The following is a 21,150-nucleotide window of genomic DNA, read 5'->3' as shown; positions in this document are numbered from 1 at the left end:
CCGGTCACCCGGTGAGCGGCACGGCGTCCGTCCCGGTGTCCTCCTCGACGACGCTGTCGAGGAGGACCTCCAGCCAGGCGACGATCAGCTCGATCGCCTCCTCCGGCTCCGGCATGCCGATGCCCAGCACGTTCTCCTTCTGCCACAGCTCGAAGACGGGGCGCCGCTGCGGTTCGACCACGGTGTGCCCGTCCGCGCGGAGCGTCTCGACGTGCCGGCGCATCACCGGTTTGTCCCACATGACCTCGTTCATGGCGGGGAAGAACAACGCGGGCCGGGTCGCGGCCAGCAGCGCGGTCTGCGCCGGTGACGAGCCGAGGCCGAGAGCACACGCCGCCAGCGTGTTCGCGGTGGCGGGCAGCACGACGATCCCCAGCGACCGCCGGGCGAACTCGACGGGGTTGAGGTCCGGGTCGTCGCTGACGCACACCTCGTCCGCGTACCAGCCGGCGACCTCGCGCCGCAGGAACCGCTCGGCGTTGTGCGTCAGCAGGACCCGCAGGCTCAGGTCGACCTCCTGCCGCAACCACGTCAGATACCCCGGCATCCCCAGCGCGGCGCTGGATCCGGTCACGATGATCGAAAGCGCGTCGTCTCGCATGCCCACACCGTGCAACGCCCGGCCCGGCGGCGGCCATGGGGGCATGCCCCCGTTCCAGGTCCGGCGGCCCGTCCGGATTCCGGGGCCGGATCCCCACTGCCGGGCGGCCCCCGCCGCTGACACGGTGAGTTCCGCCGACGCCTCGGCGGGACGGAGGTGATTCGAATGAAGAAGATGTCGATCCGGAAGAACGGCTCCATCAAGCTCACGACTTCCGCGCCCGGCTACTGCATTCCTTGTTGCTGATGAACCGGGCGGATGGCCGCTCCCGTGCCACGTCGCTCGTGAGCGGCCATCCACCACCTACCTCCCGGAGTCGTCGATGTCCGTGCACCGCCTTGAGTTCCACCCGCTGACCTTCGTCGAGGAGCACGACGGGATCACCGTCGGCCGGCTCGACGCCGACTCCTACGCCACGCTCCCGGAGGACGGGGCGGAGCTGCTGCGCCGGTTGTCCGAGGGCATGCCGGTGCCCGAAGCCGCCGACTGGTACCGGACCGAGTTCGGCGAGGCCATCGACATGGAGGACTTCGTCGCGGCGTTGCACGAGCTCCGGTTCATCCGCGAGGACGGCGAAAGTCCGGTGGTGCGGCGGGAAGTCCGCTTCCAACGGCTCGGTCGTGCGGCGTTCGCACCGGCCGCCTGGGCCGCCTACGCCGCGCTGGTCGCGGCCGCGCTGGCCGTGCTGGCCTTCCTGCCCGCGCTGCGCCCGCACGCGGAGCAGGTCTTCTTCACCTCCTCGCTCGTCGCGGTGCAGGTGGTGCTGACGTTGTCCCAGTTTCCCGCGGTGCTGCTGCACGAGAGCTTCCACGTGCTCGCCGGGCGCAGGCTCGGCCTGCCGTCCAGGCTGAGCGTCGGCAGGCGGCTGTACTTCCTGGTCGTGCAGACCGAGCTCGACGGTCTGCTCAGCGTGCCGCGCCGCAAGCGGTACCTGCCGTTCCTCGCGGGCATGCTGGCCGACGTGCTGCTGTTCAGCCTGCTGACGGTCGTCGCCGCACTGACCGGGCCGAACCTGGTGGGGCGCCTGGGTCTCGCTCTCGCGTACATGACCGTGTTGCGGCTCGCCTGGCAGTTCTACGTGTTCCTGCGCACCGATCTCTACTTCGTCTTCACCACGATGCTGGGCTGCACGAACCTGCACGAGGCCACCACCGCCTACCTGCGCGGGAAGTTCGCCTGGCTGCCCGGCGTTCGCAAGTCCACATCGGACGATCAGGACTGGTCTCCGCGCGATCGGCGGGTGGCGCCGTGGTTCGCGCTGATCACCGTCGCCGGCGCGGGTTTCCTGCTGGTGACGTTCGTCGTCGCGATCGTGCCGGTGGTCGTGGGGTTCGTGGTGCGGACGTGGACCGCGCTGGTGCGGGGCACCTCGGGCGGTGCGGGTTTCTGGGACTCCGCCGTGTCCGTGCTGTTGATCGTGATCCAGGTCGTCCTGCTGGTCGTGGTCTCGCGCCGCGACCGCACATCGGGGAAGGAAGCAGCATGAGCGAGCACCTGTGGCGGATCGGGCCGCGGGCCGAGGCCTTCGGTGACGCGGAGGTCGACTGCCATTCCAGACTGCGCGGGCCGTACACCGGCGTGGGCACGCTAATGCGCGCGCTGGTGCCGGACGCGCACACCAGGTGGCCCGACCTCGTCGGCCGGCACGCGCTGGAGATCCTGTCCGCCGCGCCCGAGCTGTCCGGCCTGATCGGCGCCGGGCCGCAGACCCTCACCTCGCTCGCGATTCCCAGTGAGCGCACGAGGATCTACCCGGCGAACCGCACGCGCCGCCTCGCCCACGGCATCTTCGAGTTCCTGCGCTCGTACGCCGATCTGGCCGGCCACGACCCGTTGACACTGGCGTTCACGAACCTCGACCTGGCCGACCACACCGACCAGGAGTTCGCCGCTATCGCGTTGCGGCGCGCGGGTTCCGGCCCGCTCCGGTTCGTGATCACCACCCGCACCGAGGACGTCACCGATGAGCTGAAGTCCTCGCTGCGCCGGTACGCGCGGCAGATCAGCGCGCCGCGGCGTCCCGAGTTCACCGGCACCGACGAGGAAGCCCTTCAGGCGTTCATCGACTCCGACTGCGTCTCCGACGACCCTCGGCAGCTCGCCGCGTACGCCACCGCCGACCCCGCCGTCGTCGCGCGGCTGCACGACGAACGCGCCGCCGAGCTCACCGGCGGGGACAGCAGCCTCGGGCTGGGTGCGTTGCTGTACCACCTCGAACACGGCAGCGACCCGGCCCAGGCGGGCAGCATCGCGATGCTCGACGCCGCGAACCACTGCTTCGACATGGGCTTCTACCACATGCTGCTGGACATCGTGCCGCGCGGCAGGGCCATCACGGACCCGTTCGCGGACCAGGAACGCCACTGGCTGCTCACCACGAAGATGACGACCGCGCTCGCCTCGCTCGACCGCAGTCTGGAAAGCCTGCCGTACTACGACGAACTGCGTGAGCGCTACACGATCCCGATGGTGCACCTGTTCAGCTCCTACGCGATGGCGATGCTCTACACGCGCCACCACCCGCCGGAGCACAAGGACCACCACCAGGCCAAGGTGTTGCTCAACAACGCCGTCGCCATCGCGTCGCTGCTGCCGGACATCGAGGAGCGGACGTTCCAGACGGTCTTCCAGAACAACGGCAAGGCCCTGGTGGAGATGCACCTCGGCAACCTCCCGGGGTCGCTCGACCTGGTCAACGAGGGCGTGCGGCGGCTCGACGCGGAACTGGACCCCGCCAAGCACCAGCTGCACCGCTCGGTGCTGCTGAACAACAGGGCCAAGGTGCTGATGGCACTGGGCCGCGTCGAGGAGGCGCTGGCCGACCTCCACGCGGTGATCGAGGTCGACCCCAACTACCCCGACTACTACTTCGACCGCGCCGACGCATGGCGCAAGCTGGGCGAACCCGAGCGGGCGCTGGAGGACTACGCGAAGGCCACGACGCTGACCGCGCCGTTCCTCGAACTGCACTACAACCGCGCCGACCTGCTGGCCGAGCTCGGTGATCTGGAGGGCGCGATCACCGATCTGTCCTATGTGGTCGAACTGGAACCGGACCAGCTGGACGCGCGGATCAACCTGATCAGCCTCCTGATCGACACCGGCGCGTTCGACACCGCCCGCGCCCACGTCGACGAAGGCCTGCGGGTGCACCCGGAGGACGCACGGCTGTTGCACGCGAGCGGCCTGCTCGCCATGGAGACGGACGATCTCGACCTCGCGGCCCAGGAGTTCGATCATGCACTTCGCGTCGACGCCCACCTCGTGGCCGCACGGGCCAGCCGCGCCGCTCTCGCGCACGTCCTCGGCGACCAGGACGCCGCCGTCGAGGACCTCACCGTCGCCATCGAGCTCGACACCGCCAACCCCGACCTGTTGTACAACAGGGGTTTCGTGCACCAGGCGGCCGGCCGGTTCCGCGAGGCCATCGACGACTACTCCCGCGCACTGGTGCTTCCCGGCGCCGACGAGCCGGAACTGCTGCACCGGCGGAAGATGTGCGAGGCCGAGCTGGTGGACCACCGATGACCGCCCGTGCTGAGCCCGCGCTCACCGGCGCGGACTTCCGGGCGTTCATGCGGACCTGGCCCACCGGCATCGCGGTGGTGACCAGCACGGCGGGCGGGGACCCGGTCGGCTGCACGGTCAACGCGTTCACCTCGATCTCCCTGCGCCCGCCGCTGCTGATGATCTCACTGGCGCACCGGAGCGGCACGCTCGCGGCGATCAGGCGGCGGGAGTCGTTCGGTGTCAACGTGCTCGGCTTCGCGCACCGCCGTCTCGCCGCCCGGTTCGCGACGGGCGGCGACCGGTTCGCGGGCGTGCCGTGGAGCGCGCACCTCGGCATCCCGGTGCTGGACGCCGCGACGGCCGCGGCGGTGTGCGACGTGCGCCAGGTCGTCGAGGTCGCCGATCACGTGCTGGTGTTCGGCAGCCCGTGCTGGTGCGCGCAACGCGACGAAGAAGACCCGTTGGTGTTCTTCGACAGCGCGCACCGTCAGCTCTGCTGACCCGCGACGAACCGCGAGACCTTCCGCAACCAGGCCACGTTGCGGGCGAGATCCGCTTCCACCGCGGGTGGCGCGTGGACCGCCGCGGCGGACTCGACGCGCTCGGTGCGGTCGAGCGCGGCGGTCAGCATCGCCGCCTCCGCGAACGCCGCCCGTTCGTCACCGGTGAGACCGGCGCGGTCGGCCTCGGACAGGGCCCGGTCGTACTCGGCCGGGTCGCAGTAGTCGGTCAGCGCGCGGCGGGCGTCCCAGATCTGGACGACGCGCAGGTGCAGGCGGAGGTCCATCTCACGCGGGTGCGGCGCCCACTTGTCGTCCCACCGGCGGCCGAGCCTCGTGCCGCCGAGGTTCATCGTCACGTGCGGGAACCGCCCGGTCAGCGCCGCCCACAGGGAGTGCAGCTGGTGGTGCGCCCGGTACCGCCGCGCCCACTGCGTCAGCGCGGTGAGCCTCGGCCCCCAGCCGGGCACGGTCAGGCCGGCGAGTCCGAGCGGCACGGCCACGAGGATCACCGGTCCGGTGAGGACCATCTCGCCGACCGCCGGCGTGATGTCGAAGCGCGGCAACAGGGTGTACGTCACCTTGATGGCGCTGTAGACGGCACCGGCCGCGCAACCGACGGCACCGACGGCCATGCCGCGCCGGATCCACGGGTCGCTCGCCAGCCGTGCCCACCGCGCGGACAACAGGGCACCGGTCAGGACCATCACCCCGAGGTAGGCCGCGTAGACCGCGAGGTACAGCGACGAGAACGGCGCCTCGGCGTAGTGGGCGACGAACCCGGCGGAGTAGTCGGCGGGGCCGGCCATCACCGCGAACGCCGTCATGACCACGATCGCGGCCAGCAGCACCGCTCCGTGCCGCTTGGCCAGCCGCGCGGCCATCGGCCGCGGATGCACCGAGAACAGGAAGAACAGCATGATCAGGTAGAGGCTGCTCATGGTGAACGCGTGCTGCACCACGGAGATCGCCCACTTGACCGGGCTCATCGGGTGGATCAGGTGCGCACCCGAGGTGACCAGACCCAGTGCGATGGCCACGAACATCGCGAGCATCGCCGCGCACGCCGCGCGCAACGCGTGGTTCGCGGGGTTGAGCACCAGCGAGCGCACCATGTATCCGAGACACAGCACCGTGGTGAGCAGGATCGCGACGATGATCGGCGGCATCAGCGGCTCCTGGCACGGGTGAGCGCGGCGCGGAAGCGCTCGTCGGCCTCCGCGATCTCCGGTGTCCGCACGCGGGGCCGGATCATGCTGCGCGCCGCGCCGACCCGCAGCCACATCAACGCCGCGGCGATCTCGGCCTCGGTCTCCTCCAGCTGCGAGTAGCCGTGCCTGCGCGCGAACCGCTGGGCCGACTCGACCACCTCGGGGTCCAGTTCGGACAGGTCGTCCGCGCCGCCGAGGTCGTCCAGCGTCGTGCCGCGGTGTCCGAAGAGGACGTGCGCGACCTCGTGCATGATGATGTGCTCCTGCTGCAACATGGGCAGCCGGTCGTCGAACACGATCACCAGGTCGTCCTGCCGTTCCACGACGAGACCGCCGGGACCGTCGGCCGGCAGTTCCGCGGGGAACAACGTGATGGGCTTGCCGCGCCGGGCCGCGATCTGGTCGAGCAGGACGCCGATGTCGAACGGCACCGGCCACTGGAGCTCGTTCAGCTCACGGTCGATCCGCTTGCGGAGGCCGTGCAGGCTTCGGCGGCTGGAACGGCGTGGTTCGGTCATGCGTGGCGGGTCCCTGTTCTTCGGATTCGCCGAGTTTCTCGATGAGCCTGGCGACGGCCGCCAGGCTGTTCGGGGACAGGCTGCCGAGCCGGGCGTTGACGCCCCGCACCCCGTGCTGCTCGGCGACCTGCTGCAGCCGCCGGGCCGCCTGCAGCGAGTCCAGCTGTTCGTCGGCCGCGGCCGCGCTGTCCTCGTCGAGGAAGTAGCTCACCCGCACGCCGAAGAACCGCGCCAGCGCTTCCAGCGTCTCGATCTTCGGGTTGGTCTCCTGGCCCGTGCGCAGCTTCCACACCGTGGTGCGCGACTTGCCGATGTGCTCGCCGATCACCTGGTCCGCGACGCTGTCCGGCCCGTCGCGCTGCGCCTTCTTCTCGATCAGCGTGGACAACGCCCGCGCCAGGCTGCGCTGTTCGCCTGCAGGTGGCACGAATTTCCTCCCCACTGCGACGCCCCGGACCTGGTGACCGAGACCACTCCGTGTTCACTAAACTTTACTTGACAGTCACCCGTGACAGGCGGCTAGATTGCTGAGCGTACTCATCTGGGGGTTGAGTACAGTCGGTGCGGTCGGCGTTCGTACAGGTGAAGCCAGGTGAACGCCTCCCACGCGGGGCTACCCACCCCGATGCGATGGTGGGTGCCCGACTCATGCGGACCGTCGCATTTGGACGCAACAGGTCATGTGTCTGGGGGGACATGATGAGGCGCCAGTACCGGTATTTCGCGATCGCCGACTACAAGCAGACCGGCCGGGCCTACGACGTGCTGCGGCAGGACGGGGATCGCGAGGAGATCTTCGTCGCGCTCGAGGGCTGGCGGCCGAGTCACGTGTCCGAACGCCGCGGCTTCCTGCAGCACGAGATCGACGAACGGCGAGCCCGGCTCATCATCGACTGGAACACCTTCAACCGGTTCCTGCCGCTGGACCGGCCGTTCCGCTACTTCGCGCTGACCGACGCAGAGCACCCGGCGGACCGGCCGCTGGCCGTCGTGCGGAGGTGGGCCGAGGGAGCGGACGAGCACGAGGAACACCTCGTGTCCATGACGGAATGGGCACCCAGCACGCCGCCCGTGCCCGACACCGCCGAGGCGGTCCCGATCGACCCGGCCGCCGTCGACCGCTTCGCCGCCGTCCTGCACGAACGCGAGACCGGCCACGAGTTCTACCACTACGTCGCGATCGTGGACGACGAGCACACCGTCGAGAACCCGCGGACCGTCGTGCGCGAACGGCCCGCGACGGGCGAGTTCGAGCGGTACACGGAGAACCTGAAGTGGGAACCGGGCGACGCCGAGGGCCGGCGCGTGCCGATCGGCTTCATGACCGTGCTGGCCTTCGAGACCACGATGGCGAAGCGGTTGCGGAAGACCAGCCCGCACCGCTACTACGCGGTCGTCACCGAGGACCACCCGGACGTCACCGCTCCGGCCGCCCTGGTGCGCCACCACATCTCCCCGTGCTGCCTGCCGTACGACGAGGTGTACCGCGCGAACGGCCAGTGGGTGCGGACGAACGCCGCGATCGCGATCAGGGCGGGCGAGCGGCCCGGCAGGGTGGTGCCGATCACCGCGGCGGCCGCCGACGCGCTGCGCGAGACCTGGACGCCCGAGCCAGGTCTCGAACAGGAACCGGTGTGGCGCCCGCTCTTCCGCTACTACGCCGTCGACGATCCGCCGACGGTCGTGCGCGTCCGCGGTGACATCGAGGAGGTCTACACCGAGGCGCTGCAGTGGGAACGGGCCGAGACGGGCGGGGAACGCGTCCCGATCACCGCGGCCGACGCGCTCCGGTTCGAGGAGACGCAGTTCCGCCGGGTGTTCGGTGAGGCCACGTTCCGGTACTACGCGGTCGTGAACGCCTTCCACCCCGACCCCGAGGACCCGGCCGCGGTCGTCCGCAAGGTCGTCGACGACCGGAACGTGTGGATCACCGAGGTCCACGGCGACCAGTGGATCTACGTCCCGCCGTTCGACGAACGCGAGCTCGTCCCCGTGCCACCGGAAAAGGCGGCGCGGCTGAGGGAACTCTGCGGCTCCGGTCCGGACACGCCGCTCTGGTGCTACCGCGGCACGGTCGGCGCTCCCGGCCTCCTCGACACCCTGGTGCGCTTCCGCAACGACCTGGGCGCCATCCGCCAGGAACACTTCCGGGACGGCGCGTGGCACTGGACCGGGACGAGCGCCCACGTTCGCTCCAGCAGCGACAAGGCCGCCCACTTCGAGCAGCCGTTCGACATCGCGGCGGTGCGGAGCTTCGTGGCGCACGGCAATCCCACGCCGCCACCGCCACCGGAGCCCGAGTACACCTACTGCGCGCTGATCGAGGAGAGCGGCCAGAGGCCTCGCCCCGCGGCAGGCCTCCTCCGCATCTCGCAGGAGGGGAAGCGCGAGCGCGAGGAGCAGTTCAGCGCGCACCGCGACGACTGGTCGATCAGCTGGGTGCGGGAGGACGTGAGCCGCGGCGACAAGGACTACGAGATCATCGGCATCTCGCAGGTAGAAGCCTTGCACGTCAAGGAAATGCTCGTCGAACGAGCCGTCGAGGCACGGGCCGTCGTGGCGTCGCACGTCTACTACGCGATCACCGACGCCGAGCATCCGTTGCGCAACCCGTTGGCACTCATCCGCACCTGGTCGAACAAGGGCCTGGAAATGCTGGAGGAGTACACCCGCGCCACCGGTTACGGCGCGTGGGTGCAGCGCAGGGACCGGCCGGCGGGCCACGCGGTCAGGCTCACGGAGTCGAATCGCCATCGGGTCGAGCAGCGCATCGCCGGAGGCGCCGCATGAGGTACCTCGCCTTGCTCGACGACGACCGTCCGATCGAGAACCCGTTGATGGTCGTGCGGGTCGACGACGGCTGGGAGGAGATGTACGTGCCGGGCCACGGGTGGCAGCACTGCGACCCGTTGTGCCGCAGCTGGTTCACGAACGTGCCGATCACCGAGGAGCAGGCGTTCGCCCTGCTGCCGATGCTCGAACCGACGGGACCGCTGGAGGACAGGGATCCGGAGCGCAGCGGACTGCGGGGGTACGCCCACGAGGGCTACTACCCGGACGTCCACCACTACGCGATCGAGACCGCCGAGCACCCGTTCGACGACCCGTTGACCGTGCTGCGGCGGTTCTGGCTCACCGGGCGGGAGCAGTGCTACACGACCGACCTCGTCTGGGAGGACGGCGCGGTCGAGGGCAGGCGGATCCGGATCACCAGGGAGGACGCCGACGCGTTCGAAAAGACCCAGGCTCTGCGCGTGTGCGGCGACACGACCTACCGCTACTACGCGATCACGAACCCGCTTGCGCCGGACGTCGAGAACCCCGCGCTCATCGCGCGCACGCGCATCGGCGAGAAAGCCGAGTACGACGAGCACTACGACGGTGGCTGGGTCGGGTCGAGCGCGATCTACAGCATCCGCCACGGGTTCGCCTGCGGCACGCTGACCGAGATCGGCCCGGAGACCGCCACCCGCCTGCTGCGGGCCTGGGCTCCCCGCCCCGCACGCACGCGGTACTTCACCTGCCGAGCGCCACACGCGGAACTGCTCGTGCGGGCGCGCGAGGAACCGGGCGGCCTCCGCGTCGCCGAGCATCACGGCGACGACCGCTGGTACGTCGGTGATCTGGACGTCCACCTGCGCGACCACGAGGTCGTCGAGATCGACGAACCGACCGCGCTGACGCGAACCACCTGAAGGTGCATATCGGGAGCTTTCCGGCGTTTCCACGCCGGAAGGCAACTCCGGTCTGGCCATCGCCGGGCTGATGGTCTATACCAATATTGGCCCCGCCTCACCCCTGCACTGAGGAGGTTCGTCATGCGGAACAAGCTGCTCGAGATCGGCATGGTCGCCGCGATGGTGGCGATGGCGCTGCCGGCCGGCACGAGTCAGGCGGCGACGGCGTCGTCGGTCGCCCCCTACGTCGACATGGGAGCGTGGCCCACGCCCGTGTTGTCCGAGATGGCGAGCAAGGGCGGCGTCAAGAGCTTCACGCTCGGCTTCGTCACCTCCTACGGCTGCAAGGCCAGCTGGTTCGGCGCCTACGACCCCAGGACCGGCTGGCAGAAGGAGGAGATTCAGAAGCTGCGCGCGGCCGGCGGTGACGTGAAGATCTCCTTCGGCGGCGCGTCGGGCATCGAGCTGGCCTACTACTGCACCACGCCGACCACGTTGGCGAACGAGTACGACGCCGTCGTGAAGGCGTACGCCCTGAAGTACGTCGACTTCGACATCGAGGGCGCCGCAGTCGCCGATCCCACGACCGTCCAGCGGCGGTCGCAGGCCCTGAAGATCCTGCAGGACCGCAATCCCGGACTGAAGATCTCGCTCACGTTGCCGGTGCTGCCGAACGGGTTGACGGCCGACGGCGTGAACGTGGTGCGGTCGGCCAAGAACGCCGGGGTCAACCTCGACCTGGTCAACATCATGGCGATGGACTACTACCAGGGCGCCGGTGACCAGGGCGCCAAGGCGATCGCGGCGGCGAAGGCGACGCAGGCCCAGGTCAAGTCGGTCTACGGGCTGTCGGACTCGGCCGCGTGGAAGAAGATCGGGGTCACGCCGATGCTGGGCGTGAACGACTCGCAGAACGAGATCTTCTACCAGAAGGACGCGCGGGCGCTGGTGAGCTTCGCGAGCTCGGTGCACCTGGGCATGCTCTCGTTCTGGGAGCAGGGACGGGATGCCAACGCGTGCAACGGTGCGTTGTACCGCTGCACCAACATCTCGCAGCAGCCCTACGAGTTCGCTCGGATCTTCTCGGCGTACAACGGCTAGTTCAGCGTCCAGGTGGCCGTGTCGGTGTAGGCACGGCCATCTCGCACGCCGGTGACGGTCACCGTGTTGACGCCCGGCCGCAAGGTGATGGGCCACGTGCAGATGTGGTCTGCCGCAGGCGGTTTCGGCGTGCCGACCGCGACACCGTTCAGGAACAGCTGGACGGTGTCGGTGGTGCCGTACGCGCGGACGGTCGTGGCGGCGGCGGTGCGCTGCGTCCAGCGAGCGCTGTTCAGGTGCACGAACGGGGTGTCGGTCCACTGCGCCTTGTAGAACCAGAACGCGTCCTTGCGCACCGCACGGTCGTAGGTGACCAGGCCCTTGTCGTTGCGCCCCAACGTGTCGCCCTCGGAGCGGCTGTCGACGGCGAAGTCGAACATGTTCCACACGAAGGTGCCCCACAGGAAGTCCCGGCTGCGCAACTGCGCCCAGGAGTTCTCGTGGACCAGGGTCTGGTACTCCTCCGGGTGCCAGCGGGACGTGGTGACGGGCGGGCTCGGGTTCTCCTCGTGCTGGACGACGCTGCCGCCCGCGCCGTACTCGCTGAGCGCGATCCGGCGTGCCGGGTCGGCGGCGTGCAGGCGGTCGGCCCACGCGCCGGGGCCCGTGCTGCTCTTGTCGTACCAGCCGTAGTACTTGTTGTAGGCGGCCAGATCGGCGTGACTGGAGACCGGGTCGAGGTCGCCGAGATTGCTCGCGTAGGTCGAGAGTCGGCCGGAGTCCTCCGCGCGCACGGACGCGGCCAGGTCCCGCAGCAGGTTGTTGGTGGCGGTGTCGCTGGTCCTCTGCTCGTTGCCGATACCCCAGAACGCGATGGACGGGTGGTTGAAGTTCTGCCGGATCAGCTCCAGCAGCTGCTGCTGGGCGTTGGCGCGGAACGCCGCGCTGTCGGTCACCTCGTTGACCAGCGGGATCTCGCTCCAGACCAGGTAACCGCGTTCGTCGGCGAGGTCGTAGACCTGCTCGGCCTGCTGGTAGTGCGCGGTGCGCAGCGCGTTGACGCCCATCTCGTCCATCAGGTCGAAGTCCTGGCGGTGCTGGTCCGGTGTGACGGCCCAGCCGGTGTTCAGCCGGTCCTGGTGGGCGTTGACGCCGTTGAGGCGCAAGTGCCTGCCGTTCAACGAGAAACCGGTCGACGCGTCGACCGCGGCGGTCCGCAGGCCCAGCGGTTCGGTGACGACGTCCTTCACCACACCGGTGTCGGCGTCGACGATCTCCACGCTCGCCCGGTACAGGTACGGGTCGGCCTTGCCGTTCCAGCGGTGCGGGCGTGGGATCGTCACGGTCTGCACGGTGTCGAAACCGGTGGCGGCGTTGACCGAACGGGCGGTGGACACGCTCTCGCCGACGACAACGCCCGTGTGATCGGTGACGACCGCGCGGACCTGCACGCGTGCAACGGAACTCCGGTTGTTCCAGGCCTTGGTGGTCACCTCGACGCTTGCGGACGTGTCGGTCAACGCACGCTGTCGCAGGTAGACGCCAGGGCCGCCGTAGTCGCCCATGCGCACGCCGAGCAGGTCCAGCCCGATCAGCGACACACCGCGGTAGATGCCGCCGAAGAAGGTGAAGTCGGCGGACAGCGGTGCCACGTCGGTGGCGGCACGGTTGTCCACCTTCACCGCGATCACGTTGTCCTGGCCGAGTTTCAACGCCGAGGTCGCGTCGAACCGGAACCCGGCGAACCCGCCGCGGTGCTGGCCGAGCCGGACGCCGTTCACCCACACGTCCGCCACCTGGTTCACGCCGTCGAACTGCAGCCACAGCCGACGGCCCGCCAACGTGGCGGGCGGCGTGAAGTGCTTGCGGTACCAGCCGATTCCCCGGTAGTAGTTCGAGCCGCCGTCCTGGCCGTCGGCGGCGTTCCACGTGTGCGGGACGTTCACCGGGGTCCACGACGAGTCGTTGAACGCCGGTGCCTCGGCTCCAGCGGCGTCGGCGCGCAGGAAGCGCCAGCCGGCGTCGAGGCTCGTCGCGGTGCGGATGACAGGGGGCACGTAGGCCGACGCTGCCGGTGCGTCGACAACCATCGCCGAGATCAGCACGAGCAACGCCAGCAGACGTGTCATGCCCCGCACGCTATTGGCGGCGCGAAAGCGGCGTCAACGAAATCAGCCAGTTCCGGTACAAGGGATTCGGGCAGTCGACGTACCGGCTCGCCGCACCCTCCGCGCGCGTCCAGCGCAGCAGCAGGTTCGCCTTCGCGGGCACGAACGGGCTCTCCAGCAACGAGTTCAGCAGTGTGAACGATCCGAACGCGCGGAAGACGTCCCGCGCCTCGGCCCACACGTCCAGCTCGGGGTGCCGGGCCAGCACCGCGCCGGCGATCTCCATCAGGTGGTTCACCACGAGGCAGTACTGCAGCCGCTCCCAGCCCTTCGCCTCGGTGACGCCGCGCGAGCCGCCATCACCATCCACTTCGGACAGGAGCGCGGCGTGCCTCGGCAGCAACCGCATGCCTTCGTGGTCGCGGTAGAACACCTGTACCGGCAGGCCCGACTCGTCCACGCCCACCAGCACGTTCTGCAGGTGGCACTCCATCACGACACCGTGCGCGAAGAACGCGTGCAGCACCGGGGGAACGACGACCGAGACGTACTGCCGGAACCACCGCAGGGCCTCGGCGGAGCTCAAGCCGTCCAACGGGTTTCCCTCGAAACCCTCGCTGATCCCGGCCGCCAGCAACGGGGTCACGCCCGGCAACGCGTGGCGCCGCACGCCGTCGCGCACCACGACCGCAAGGCCTTCGAATTCCTCCGGCGACGTCCGGTAGCCGCGGTCGATCAGGAACGCCGTGCCGGGGTAGGCCGCGGCGATGTCGGCGAACACCGGTCTCAGCACCCGCGCGAGCGGCGGGATCCAGCGCAGGTCGTGCGCCCACAACCGGCGGACGTCGTTGGTGATCTGCACGTCGAGGCTGAACTTGTAGAACAGGTCCGCGGCCGGGTCGTACACCGTGCGCACCGAAGAGGTCGGCCACACGACGTGATCAGCGGCCTCACCGGCCATGCCCAGCAACTCCAGCTGCCACGGATGCGCCGGCAGCACCCCGGCGGGCAACGGGACGTCGCCGTCGTCGACGAACGAACCTTCCAAGTGCGCCAACGAAAAGCTCGCGTGCACCTCGGGCGCGTACGGCAGCCACTGCTGCGCGGGCAGGCCGCCGCGGCCCTTCGGCGCGGGGTGGTAGCGGTGCCCGGCGACCAGCGCCTGCTCGGAGCGCTGGTAGAGGTCGGCGGGCGGCGCGGGACGTGCCCCGAGGATCGCCGCGATGGCCGACCGCGAGCCCGCGATCTCGTCGAGGAAACCGACCGGCGGGTCGCCGAGCTCCTTGGTGATGAGCACCGCGAGCTCGTGCCACGGCAGGGAGTGCCACGATCCGGTGAAGATCTCGGGATCGGACAGCCACCGGCCCTGCCGCGCGCGCAGCAGGACACCGGTCCGCGGCAGGCGGATCGTGCCGTCCGGGCCGACCTGACCGACCTCGCGCCGCAGGCAGTTGAGCAGCGCGGTCGTGGTGATGCCGTCGGGATCAGGGGTCGATTCCACCGGTGTCCGCTTCCCTACTGGCGATGTGTCAGGATCAGGTCATTCTGACGCAGACGCGGGTCGAGACCGAATTCGCCGAAGCCCTGGACGGCGAGCGCGCCGAGCGGTTCCTCGCGGCCCTGCCGGGAGCCCGCGCGGCCGTTCTGGCACGCCTGCGCCGCGCCCTCGCGATCGAGCCGTTGCCGCAGGTCAGCACCATCGAGGCCGAGCATCCCGCCGAGCTGCTCACCGCGTTGCGCTGGCCGGACTCGGAGAACCTGATCGCCGAGGTCGCCCACAGCGTGGCCGGACTGGCGCTGTCCCGCACCACGAGCCCGCTGACCACGCCGTTCCTCGACCGGTCGCTGGAGGAACACGAGCAGAGCGTGGTCGACGGCCATCCGCTGCACCCGTGCTGCCGCAACCGCACCGGGTTCACCGCACGTGACCACCTGGCGTACGGGCCCGAACACCGGCCGGTGGTCGCCCTGCGCGTGCACCCGACCGCGAACCACGTGGTGTTCGGCGACTGGCCGGACGAGCTGCGGGACGGCCGGGAGATCCTGCTGCCCGTGCACCCGTGGCAGGCCGACCGCCTGAACGTCACGAGCTCCGGCACGCTGGACGCCGCGCCCCTGATGGCGCTGCGGACCCTGTCGGCCGGGAACTGGCACGTCAAGACGACGCTGAGCGCCCAGATCACCTCGGCCGTGCGGGACATCTCCGCCGGCTCGATCGCGACGGCCACGACGGTCTCCGAGTTCCTCGCGGGCGTCGTCGAGGGCGTCGAACTGCAGCACAACCGGGCTTCGGCCGCGGTGCTCACGAACGGCGAGCCCGACCGGAGGCTCGGCGTGATCCTGCGCGACAAGCCCGCGCCGCGGGAGAACGAGACCCTGCTGCCGCTGGCCGCCCTGACCGCGCGCCCGGTCGACGGCGGCCCGCCTCCGATCCGGCAGCTCGGTGACCCGGTCGAGTGGCTCGCGGAGTTCGCGAATCTCGCCGTGCCGCCGTTGCTGACCCTGCTCGCCCGCGGGGTGGCGTTGGAGGCGCACGAGCAGAACCTGCTGGTGGGCCTGGTGGACGGACGACCGCGCCGGTTGATCTACCGCGACCTGGCCGACATCCGCGTCAGCCCGCGCCCGGACCTGCCGGAACGCCTGCACGCCGACCGCGAGGCCCTGCGCGCCAAGACGTTCGCCACGTTCTTCGCGACCGCGCTGACCGGTCTGGTCGGCGCACTCGACGCCCCGGCGGACGAGCTGTGGCAGGCGGTGGCGAAGACGGTCCCGGACACCCCGGACCGGGCCGCGCTGCTGCGGGATCCGTTGCCCGCCAAGCCGTTGACGCTGATGCGGCTCGACCCGCGGACGACGCGGTGGGCACACCTGCCCAACCCCTTCAGAGCAACGACTCCCGGTGCTGCCACGCGAGCGACAACAACGCCGCCCCCGCCGCCTGCGTCGGTTCGCGGTGGACGAAGCGCTCGACGTTCTCGGCGGTGAACGGGAGTCCTTTCAGGACCCGGCCCTCGTCGTTGTGCGACACCAAATCGCCGAAGAGCGCGTCGAACCGTTCGGCCTCGATCACCGCGACGGTCAGCATGTCCGTGGCGAACGTCAGCGGGTCGACGCCCATGCCGAGGTACGACACGCGGGCCGCCGCGGTCAGCTCCCGCGCGAACGGCCAGGTCGCGTAGTCGGCGCCGTGGATCTCCGGCACGCCGAGCAGTTCCTCGGCGAACTCGCGGATCATGCTGTGCCACAACGAGAAGTCGCCGTCACCGGCCGACTGGAACACCCCGACCGGCAGCACCTGGTACATGCCGCCCGCGTGCCCGACGCGCTTCGGGTCGCGCCAGTGCAGGAAGAACGTCGCGTCGCCGGTCGCCGAGTCGTGGCGGACGGTCAGCGTGCTGACGGCGACGTTGGTCGGGCGGTTCGCCGGGTCGCACGGATCACCGACCGCGGCACGCAGCGGCAGTTCGCCGATGTGGCCGAGCTCGCGGGCCGCGTACTCGTGCGCGCAGGCCTCGCCCACGTCGATGCCGTCGAAGTACGAGCCGATGCCGAACGTCAGGTGCCGGTCGGTGAAGCCGAGCAGCCGGTAGGTCTCGCGGTTCTCGAACACCGCCGGCGCGGCCAGCGCGGCCATCGCCTCGGAGTAGCTGCGGAAACCGTCCGGGAGCAGGCCGGACGCGAAGGAGGGGAATTCGGAGGAGGTCTCCAGTGACAGCGACAGGTCCGCCAGCGGCACCGGTCCGGCCGGCGTCCAGTGCGGCGCGGTCAGCAACGGCGTGCCCGCGACCTTGGGCACGTCCGGGTACTCCCCCGCGGCCTTGAGCGCGAGCGCGTGGCGGTGCTGGAGCAGGTGAGCGCGTACTTCGAGCCACTGTCGCGACGTCGGCATGGCCCAATTGTCCAGGACAGGACGAGATGACCGGGCCACACCGCCAGGGCCCGGCCTTCGCTGTGCAGCTGTCAGGCCCGCCAGCGCCTGGACGCGTGCACCACGTCGCCGACCGCGCGAGCGAGGCTTCCGTCGGCGTCGACGTGGGGCTCGTACCCGGCCGGAAGCGGCTTGGCCACCTCAGGCGGTGCCTCGTACGGGTCGCTGTCGTCGTCCCAACGCAGCCTGCGCGCCGTCTTCACGAACGCGACCGCCGCAGCCAGCAGCAACATCCCGACCGCGGCCGGCCACCAGACCGATTCCGCGATCGCGATGGCGAACTGGACCTGGGCCACCACGACGAACACGACCGTCAGCCCGACCACCGACCACGGGGCCGATCTACCGTCGCGTCTGCGCTTGGCGGCACCGGTTGCCCCCATTGGCGTCACCTCCACCGATGTTGCCGTGGACATCGGCGATTGATCGCACGGAGTTACAACCCCCAGCGTACTCCCCGGTCGTTTGGTCGCAGTCCGTCATCTTCCGCACCTCGGCCCACCAGGCGCGAATCGCCGGACCGTCCGTGCGGGATTCACTCCGTGGTGTGATCATCGACCCGTGTCCGCACTGCACGCGGGAGACCCCGCCTCCTTCGCCGCCGACGTCCTCGACGAGGGCCCGGCCGAGCCCGAGTACGAGCCCGGCATCGCGTCCCGGCGTCCCGCCAAGACCTCCGCCGGCGGCGCGCTGATCCGCGATTCCACCGGACGTGTGCTCTTCGTGGTGCCGACGTACAAGGCCGTGCTGGACATCCCCGGCGGCATGACGGAGGCCGACGAGTCCCCGAAGGCGGCGACCGTCCGCGAGATCCGCGAGGAGCTCGGCCTCGACGTCGAGCTGGGACCGCTGCTCGTCGTGGACTGGACCCCCGGCAACGGCGTGTGGCGCGACTGCCACCAGTTCGTGTTCGACGGCGGCGTGATCGACAACGCCACCGCGCACGACGACGAGCTGGAGGGCGTCGTGTACCTGACGCTCGACGAGGCCAGGCCGCGGATCTACCCGTCGCTGCACCGGCGGCTCAGCCTGGCGCTCAGGGCGCTCGAGAGCGGTTCCACGCACTACGCGGAGTTCGGACGGCCGGTATGACGCCTAAGCTCGCCCACATGGACCTGAGCGCGTTCCCCCGAGTCGCACTGGGCAGCTGGCCGACCCCGCTGGAGGACGCGCCGAGGCTCGCGGCCGCGCTCGGCGGCCCGCCCGTGCTGATCAAGCGCGACGACGTCAACGGCCTCGGCGCGGGCGGCAACAAGCTGCGCAAGCTGGAGTTCCTGCTCGGCCAGGCGGTCGAGCAGGGCGCGGACACGATCATCACGTTCGGCGCGCTGCAGACCAACCACGGCCGCCAGACCGCGGCCGCGTGCGCCAAGCTCGGCCTGCGGTGCGAGCTGGTCCTCACCGCCAAGGTGCCGATGACCGGCGACGCGTACGAGAGGTCCGGCAACGTCGTGCTGGACCACATGTTCGGCGCGAACGTGCACGTCTGCGCGGACGCCGAGGAGACCGCGCGGGTCTACGAGAGCGTCAACCACGACAGGGCCGTGACGCTGCCCGTCGGCGGCTCGAACGGCCTCGGCACGCTCGGCTACGTCGCGGCCGCGGCCGAGCTGGTCGGCCAGCTCCACGAGCGCGGCATCGACAACGCCACCATCGTCGTCCCCCAGGGCAGCGGCGCCACGGCGGCGGGCATCGCGCTCGGCACCGAGCTGCTCGGCTGGCCGGGCACCGTCCACGCGGCGAGCGTCTCCCACGCGAAGGAGGACGCGCGGAACGAGTTGCGGCAGCTGGCCGGCGACGCCGCCGAGCTGCTCAAGGCCGAGCCCCCGAAGCTCGCCCACGTCACCGTCACCGACGACACGATCGGGCCGGGCTACGGCGTGCCGACCCAGGACATGTGGCACGTCCTGAAGCTGTTCGCGCAGACCGAGGGCGTCATCCTCGACCCGGTCTACACGGGCAAGGCCGCGGTGGCGTTCCAGCGCCTGGCGCCGGCCAGCGAGGTGCCCGTGGTGTTCCTCCACACCGGCGGCCTGCCCGGCTTCTACGGCTACGCGCCGGAGGCGGTCGCGCAGTTCTGACCGGCGGCCGGTCAGTACGCTGGGTGGCGTGACCGACCTGGCCGACGACCTGAGCCTTCTGCGCGACCTCGAACGGCGGTTGCTCGTCTACAAGTTCGCGATCGAGGAGCTCATGACGAAGCTCCGCATCCTGAGCGAGGAGTTCGACTCGGTCCACCGGCACGACCCGATCGAGCACATCACCAACCGCGTCAAGAAGCCAGAGGGCATTCTGGAGAAGCTGCGGCGCAAGGGGTTGCCGCTCGACGTCGACTCGATCGGCGACGTGCTGGACGACATCGCCGGAGTGCGGGTCATCTGCCCGTTCGTGTCGGACGTGTACCGCGTGTCGGCGATGCTGGCGCGTCAGCACGACGTGGAGATCCTGCGCACCAAGGACTACATCGCGTCGCCGAAGCCCAACGGCTACCGCAGCCTGCACCTCATCGTGCGGATCCCGGTGTTCCTGTCGGACCGGGTCGAGCACGTGAAGGTCGAGGTGCAGCTGCGGACGATCGCCATGGACTTCTGGGCGACGCTGGAGCACAAGCTGTTCTACAAGTACGACGACAGCCCGCCCGCGGACTTCGTGGACGAGCTGATGTCGTCGGCGATGATCGCGGCGCAGCTCGACGAACGGATGGAGTCACTGCACCGCCGCATCCACCAGGACGAGAACGAGAACTAGATCAGTTCGGGCACGAACACCGATCCGGTCGCCCGGATCAGCTCGCACGTGTTCGGGAACGTGTGCTCGTAGGAGATCTGGCGGCCCCGCCAGGTGCCCGTCGCCGTCACCGTGACGGGCTGGTAGATGTCGGTGCACAGGAGCGCCGGCTCGCCGGGCAGCGCCGTGAGGTCGCCGTGGGCGGCCTCGATCTCGGCGCACGCGGCGTCGGGGTTCGGGTGGTCACCGCCGTCCGGGTCGCACGTGAGCGTGTGCACGGTGGCGGGGGCCTGGCCCTCCGGGGTGATGGTCGTGGTCAGCTCGCCTTCGGCCGCCGCGGCGGTCCCGGCCAGCGGGAACGCGAGGCCCGCACAGGCGAGCGCGGACAGGAACACGATTCGCTTGCTGTTCATGCCTTTCGGCTTCCCCCGCACCCCGGAGAGCCAACATATTCCGTGCCGCGTGCCAATCGTCCCACCGCTGCACGGTCCACACAGGACGCTACGGCCTGCTGATCTCCAGCTGCAGCTCGGTCACCCAGTCGGCGGGGTCACCGTGGCCGTAGTTGAGGTACACCTCGCGGGCGTACCCGTGCTGCCGGTACCCGTGCGCCTCGACCCACGTCGCGACGGCCTGGTAGGTGGCGTCGACGTCGTCCATCGGCCCGCGGTGCACGATCGTCGCCGCCTCTGCCAGCGCCGGCAGGTCCACGATCTCGAAGTCGTAGGAGTCCGACGGCTCGACCGACACCGTCACGCCGGCCCGCACGACCACCTGGTCGCCCTCGGCCGGCTCGTAGGTGGCGATCCCGTAGCCGGTCATCTCCACTCCGGCGCGCTCGATTCGCGCCAGCAGTTCCGGGTACAAAGGCTGGATGACCGGACCGATGTCCTCCGGCCCGTAAGAAGCGGCGGTCGCCGTCAAACGAGCGATTCGGGCAGCGGGAACGGGCTTCACAACGATCTCGTCGGCAGGCATGGCGCCTTCCCTTTCAATGGCGCGGAGACGTGCCTCGACGCGGCGCAACCGCGACTCGTCCGCAAGAATCTGCTGCCGCAGCTCAGCACGTCGCAACGAAAGCATTCCGTGCAGCTGCTCGACGGAAAGCTTTTCGTCGAGCACCACGCGAACCTGGTCCAGGGTCAGACCGAGATCTTTCAGCGCGACCAGCCGGTTGAGCCGCTGCAGTTGCGCGGCGGTGTAGAAGCGGTAGCCCGACGACGGGTCCACGTGGGCCGGTGGGAGCAACCCGACCGCGTCGTAGTGGCGCAGCATCCGCACCGACACACGCCCCAGACGGGCGAAGTCTCCGATGGTGAACATGACTGC

General features: G+C 70.0%; 20 protein-coding genes. 10 read left to right on the top strand and 10 right to left on the bottom strand.

Annotation, left to right across the window (positions count from 1 at the left end):
* Positions 1–4: 4 nt before the first annotated feature.
* The gene (locus ACWEIJ_RS30830; protein ID WP_449840747.1) at positions 5–601 is read right to left on the bottom strand and encodes a flavoprotein; all 597 of its coding nucleotides are present in this window, start codon (positions 599–601) and stop codon (positions 5–7) included.
* A 322-nt stretch (positions 602–923) separates the two neighbouring features.
* Here ACWEIJ_RS30830 and ACWEIJ_RS30825 point away from each other — a divergent pair, with 322 nt between their 5' ends.
* Genes ACWEIJ_RS30825 through ACWEIJ_RS30815 form a run of 3 tightly spaced genes read left to right on the top strand, consistent with a single transcriptional unit; the run spans position 924 to position 4,611 of the window.
* The gene (locus ACWEIJ_RS30825; RefSeq protein ID WP_449840746.1) at positions 924–2,087 is read left to right on the top strand and encodes a DUF3267 domain-containing protein; all 1,164 of its coding nucleotides are present in this window, start codon (positions 924–926) and stop codon (positions 2,085–2,087) included.
* Positions 2,084–4,129, top strand: a complete 2,046-nt coding sequence (locus ACWEIJ_RS30820) for a tetratricopeptide repeat protein (protein WP_449840745.1) — start codon at positions 2,084–2,086, stop codon at positions 4,127–4,129. The genes ACWEIJ_RS30825 and ACWEIJ_RS30820 overlap by 4 nt, the downstream gene beginning before the upstream one ends.
* Entirely contained in the window at positions 4,126–4,611 is a 486-nt protein-coding gene (locus ACWEIJ_RS30815; RefSeq protein ID WP_449840744.1) for a flavin reductase family protein, read from the top strand. The genes ACWEIJ_RS30820 and ACWEIJ_RS30815 overlap by 4 nt, the downstream gene beginning before the upstream one ends.
* On the opposite strand, the gene ACWEIJ_RS30810 is transcribed toward ACWEIJ_RS30815, so the two are convergent.
* The 3 genes from ACWEIJ_RS30810 to ACWEIJ_RS30800 are packed head-to-tail and all read right to left on the bottom strand — an operon-like array spanning position 4,599 to position 6,767.
* Positions 4,599–5,780: an MAB_1171c family putative transporter gene (locus ACWEIJ_RS30810; protein WP_449840743.1), complete on the bottom strand. Its 1,182-nt coding sequence runs from the start codon at positions 5,778–5,780 to the stop codon at positions 4,599–4,601. The genes ACWEIJ_RS30815 and ACWEIJ_RS30810 overlap by 13 nt on opposite strands.
* Positions 5,780–6,340: a hypothetical protein gene (locus ACWEIJ_RS30805; protein WP_449840742.1), complete on the bottom strand. Its 561-nt coding sequence runs from the start codon at positions 6,338–6,340 to the stop codon at positions 5,780–5,782. The genes ACWEIJ_RS30810 and ACWEIJ_RS30805 overlap by 1 nt, the downstream gene beginning before the upstream one ends.
* Positions 6,276–6,767 (bottom strand): helix-turn-helix domain-containing protein, encoded by a 492-nt coding sequence (locus tag ACWEIJ_RS30800; RefSeq protein ID WP_449840741.1) that lies wholly within the window; start codon positions 6,765–6,767, stop codon positions 6,276–6,278. Before ACWEIJ_RS30800 ends, ACWEIJ_RS30805 begins: the two co-directional genes overlap by 65 nt.
* A gap of 272 nt (positions 6,768–7,039) precedes the next feature.
* Here ACWEIJ_RS30800 and ACWEIJ_RS30795 point away from each other — a divergent pair, with 272 nt between their 5' ends.
* From ACWEIJ_RS30795 to ACWEIJ_RS30785, 3 genes are all read left to right on the top strand, one after another.
* Complete coding sequence (locus ACWEIJ_RS30795) at positions 7,040–9,130, top strand: hypothetical protein (RefSeq protein WP_449840740.1); 2,091 nt, start codon at positions 7,040–7,042, stop codon at positions 9,128–9,130.
* The gene (locus tag ACWEIJ_RS30790; protein ID WP_449840739.1) at positions 9,127–10,035 is read left to right on the top strand and encodes a hypothetical protein; all 909 of its coding nucleotides are present in this window, start codon (positions 9,127–9,129) and stop codon (positions 10,033–10,035) included. The genes ACWEIJ_RS30795 and ACWEIJ_RS30790 overlap by 4 nt, the downstream gene beginning before the upstream one ends.
* 123 nt (positions 10,036–10,158) lie before the next feature.
* Positions 10,159–11,118 (top strand): chitinase, encoded by a 960-nt coding sequence (locus ACWEIJ_RS30785; protein ID WP_449840738.1) that lies wholly within the window; start codon positions 10,159–10,161, stop codon positions 11,116–11,118.
* Here the strand turns inward: ACWEIJ_RS30785 and ACWEIJ_RS30780 are convergent.
* Both ACWEIJ_RS30780 and ACWEIJ_RS30775 read right to left on the bottom strand, forming a co-directional pair.
* Entirely contained in the window at positions 11,115–13,187 is a 2,073-nt protein-coding gene (locus ACWEIJ_RS30780; protein ID WP_449840737.1) for a glycoside hydrolase family 2 TIM barrel-domain containing protein, read from the bottom strand. The genes ACWEIJ_RS30785 and ACWEIJ_RS30780 overlap by 4 nt on opposite strands.
* 10 nt (positions 13,188–13,197) lie before the next feature.
* Positions 13,198–14,667, bottom strand: coding sequence for an IucA/IucC family protein (locus tag ACWEIJ_RS30775; RefSeq protein ID WP_449840736.1), 1,470 nt, complete (start codon positions 14,665–14,667; stop codon positions 13,198–13,200).
* Positions 14,668–14,690: 23 nt separating this feature from the next.
* Here ACWEIJ_RS30775 and ACWEIJ_RS30770 point away from each other — a divergent pair, with 23 nt between their 5' ends.
* Positions 14,691–16,151 carry an IucA/IucC family protein gene (locus ACWEIJ_RS30770; protein WP_449840735.1) on the top strand — a complete coding sequence of 487 codons (1,461 nt, stop codon included), beginning with the start codon at positions 14,691–14,693 and terminating at the stop codon, positions 16,149–16,151.
* On the opposite strand, the gene ACWEIJ_RS30765 is transcribed toward ACWEIJ_RS30770, so the two are convergent.
* Together ACWEIJ_RS30765 and ACWEIJ_RS30760 are read right to left on the bottom strand one after the other, a co-directional pair.
* Complete coding sequence (locus ACWEIJ_RS30765; RefSeq protein ID WP_449840734.1) at positions 16,048–17,055, bottom strand: hypothetical protein; 1,008 nt, start codon at positions 17,053–17,055, stop codon at positions 16,048–16,050. The genes ACWEIJ_RS30770 and ACWEIJ_RS30765 overlap by 104 nt on opposite strands.
* Before the next feature lie 71 nt (positions 17,056–17,126).
* Entirely contained in the window at positions 17,127–17,477 is a 351-nt protein-coding gene (locus ACWEIJ_RS30760) for a hypothetical protein (RefSeq protein WP_449840733.1), read from the bottom strand.
* A gap of 178 nt (positions 17,478–17,655) precedes the next feature.
* Between ACWEIJ_RS30760 and ACWEIJ_RS30755 the strand changes: the two genes are divergently transcribed.
* Genes ACWEIJ_RS30755 through ACWEIJ_RS30745 form a run of 3 tightly spaced genes read left to right on the top strand, consistent with a single transcriptional unit; the run spans position 17,656 to position 19,842 of the window.
* Complete coding sequence (locus ACWEIJ_RS30755; RefSeq protein WP_449840732.1) at positions 17,656–18,186, top strand: NUDIX domain-containing protein; 531 nt, start codon at positions 17,656–17,658, stop codon at positions 18,184–18,186.
* A 17-nt stretch (positions 18,187–18,203) separates the two neighbouring features.
* A complete protein-coding gene (locus tag ACWEIJ_RS30750; protein WP_449840731.1) occupies positions 18,204–19,175 on the top strand; it encodes a D-cysteine desulfhydrase family protein in 972 nt (323 codons plus the stop codon).
* Positions 19,176–19,203: 28 nt separating this feature from the next.
* Positions 19,204–19,842: a GTP pyrophosphokinase gene (locus tag ACWEIJ_RS30745; RefSeq protein WP_449840730.1), complete on the top strand. Its 639-nt coding sequence runs from the start codon at positions 19,204–19,206 to the stop codon at positions 19,840–19,842.
* Here ACWEIJ_RS30745 and ACWEIJ_RS30740 read toward each other — a convergent pair.
* Positions 19,839–20,234 carry a subtilase-type protease inhibitor gene (locus tag ACWEIJ_RS30740; RefSeq protein WP_449840729.1) on the bottom strand — a complete coding sequence of 132 codons (396 nt, stop codon included), beginning with the start codon at positions 20,232–20,234 and terminating at the stop codon, positions 19,839–19,841. The genes ACWEIJ_RS30745 and ACWEIJ_RS30740 overlap by 4 nt on opposite strands.
* Before the next feature lie 88 nt (positions 20,235–20,322).
* On the bottom strand, positions 20,323–21,144 hold the full coding sequence (locus ACWEIJ_RS30735; protein ID WP_449840728.1) for a MerR family transcriptional regulator: 822 nt from the start codon (positions 21,142–21,144) through the stop codon (positions 20,323–20,325).
* Between the last annotated feature and the right edge of the window lie 6 nt (positions 21,145–21,150).

It is taken from the genome of Lentzea sp. NPDC004789 (assembly GCF_053601075.1).
This window is presented reverse-complemented; position numbering and strand designations above follow the sequence as displayed.

What these genes read in the sequence shown, in the direction of transcription:
- ACWEIJ_RS30770 (WP_449840735.1), top strand. Translation starts at nt 14,691, where the DNA reads ATGTGTCAGGATCAGGTCATTCTGACGCAGACGCGGGTCGAGACCGAA.
- ACWEIJ_RS30810 (WP_449840743.1), bottom strand. Translation starts at nt 5,780, where the DNA reads ATGCCGCCGATCATCGTCGCGATCCTGCTCACCACGGTGCTGTGTCTC.
- ACWEIJ_RS30735 (WP_449840728.1), bottom strand. Translation starts at nt 21,144, where the DNA reads ATGTTCACCATCGGAGACTTCGCCCGTCTGGGGCGTGTGTCGGTGCGG.
- ACWEIJ_RS30805 (WP_449840742.1), bottom strand. Translation starts at nt 6,340, where the DNA reads ATGACCGAACCACGCCGTTCCAGCCGCCGAAGCCTGCACGGCCTCCGC.
- ACWEIJ_RS30765 (WP_449840734.1), bottom strand. Translation starts at nt 17,055, where the DNA reads ATGCCGACGTCGCGACAGTGGCTCGAAGTACGCGCTCACCTGCTCCAG.
- ACWEIJ_RS30820 (WP_449840745.1), top strand. Translation starts at nt 2,084, where the DNA reads ATGAGCGAGCACCTGTGGCGGATCGGGCCGCGGGCCGAGGCCTTCGGT.
- ACWEIJ_RS30760 (WP_449840733.1), bottom strand. Translation starts at nt 17,477, where the DNA reads ATGGGGGCAACCGGTGCCGCCAAGCGCAGACGCGACGGTAGATCGGCC.
- ACWEIJ_RS30830 (WP_449840747.1), bottom strand. Translation starts at nt 601, where the DNA reads ATGCGAGACGACGCGCTTTCGATCATCGTGACCGGATCCAGCGCCGCG.
- ACWEIJ_RS30825 (WP_449840746.1), top strand. Translation starts at nt 924, where the DNA reads ATGTCCGTGCACCGCCTTGAGTTCCACCCGCTGACCTTCGTCGAGGAG.
- ACWEIJ_RS30780 (WP_449840737.1), bottom strand. Translation starts at nt 13,187, where the DNA reads ATGACACGTCTGCTGGCGTTGCTCGTGCTGATCTCGGCGATGGTTGTC.
- ACWEIJ_RS30795 (WP_449840740.1), top strand. Translation starts at nt 7,040, where the DNA reads ATGAGGCGCCAGTACCGGTATTTCGCGATCGCCGACTACAAGCAGACC.
- ACWEIJ_RS30815 (WP_449840744.1), top strand. Translation starts at nt 4,126, where the DNA reads ATGACCGCCCGTGCTGAGCCCGCGCTCACCGGCGCGGACTTCCGGGCG.
- ACWEIJ_RS30740 (WP_449840729.1), bottom strand. Translation starts at nt 20,234, where the DNA reads ATGAACAGCAAGCGAATCGTGTTCCTGTCCGCGCTCGCCTGTGCGGGC.
- ACWEIJ_RS30750 (WP_449840731.1), top strand. Translation starts at nt 18,204, where the DNA reads ATGGACCTGAGCGCGTTCCCCCGAGTCGCACTGGGCAGCTGGCCGACC.
- ACWEIJ_RS30790 (WP_449840739.1), top strand. Translation starts at nt 9,127, where the DNA reads ATGAGGTACCTCGCCTTGCTCGACGACGACCGTCCGATCGAGAACCCG.
- ACWEIJ_RS30785 (WP_449840738.1), top strand. Translation starts at nt 10,159, where the DNA reads ATGCGGAACAAGCTGCTCGAGATCGGCATGGTCGCCGCGATGGTGGCG.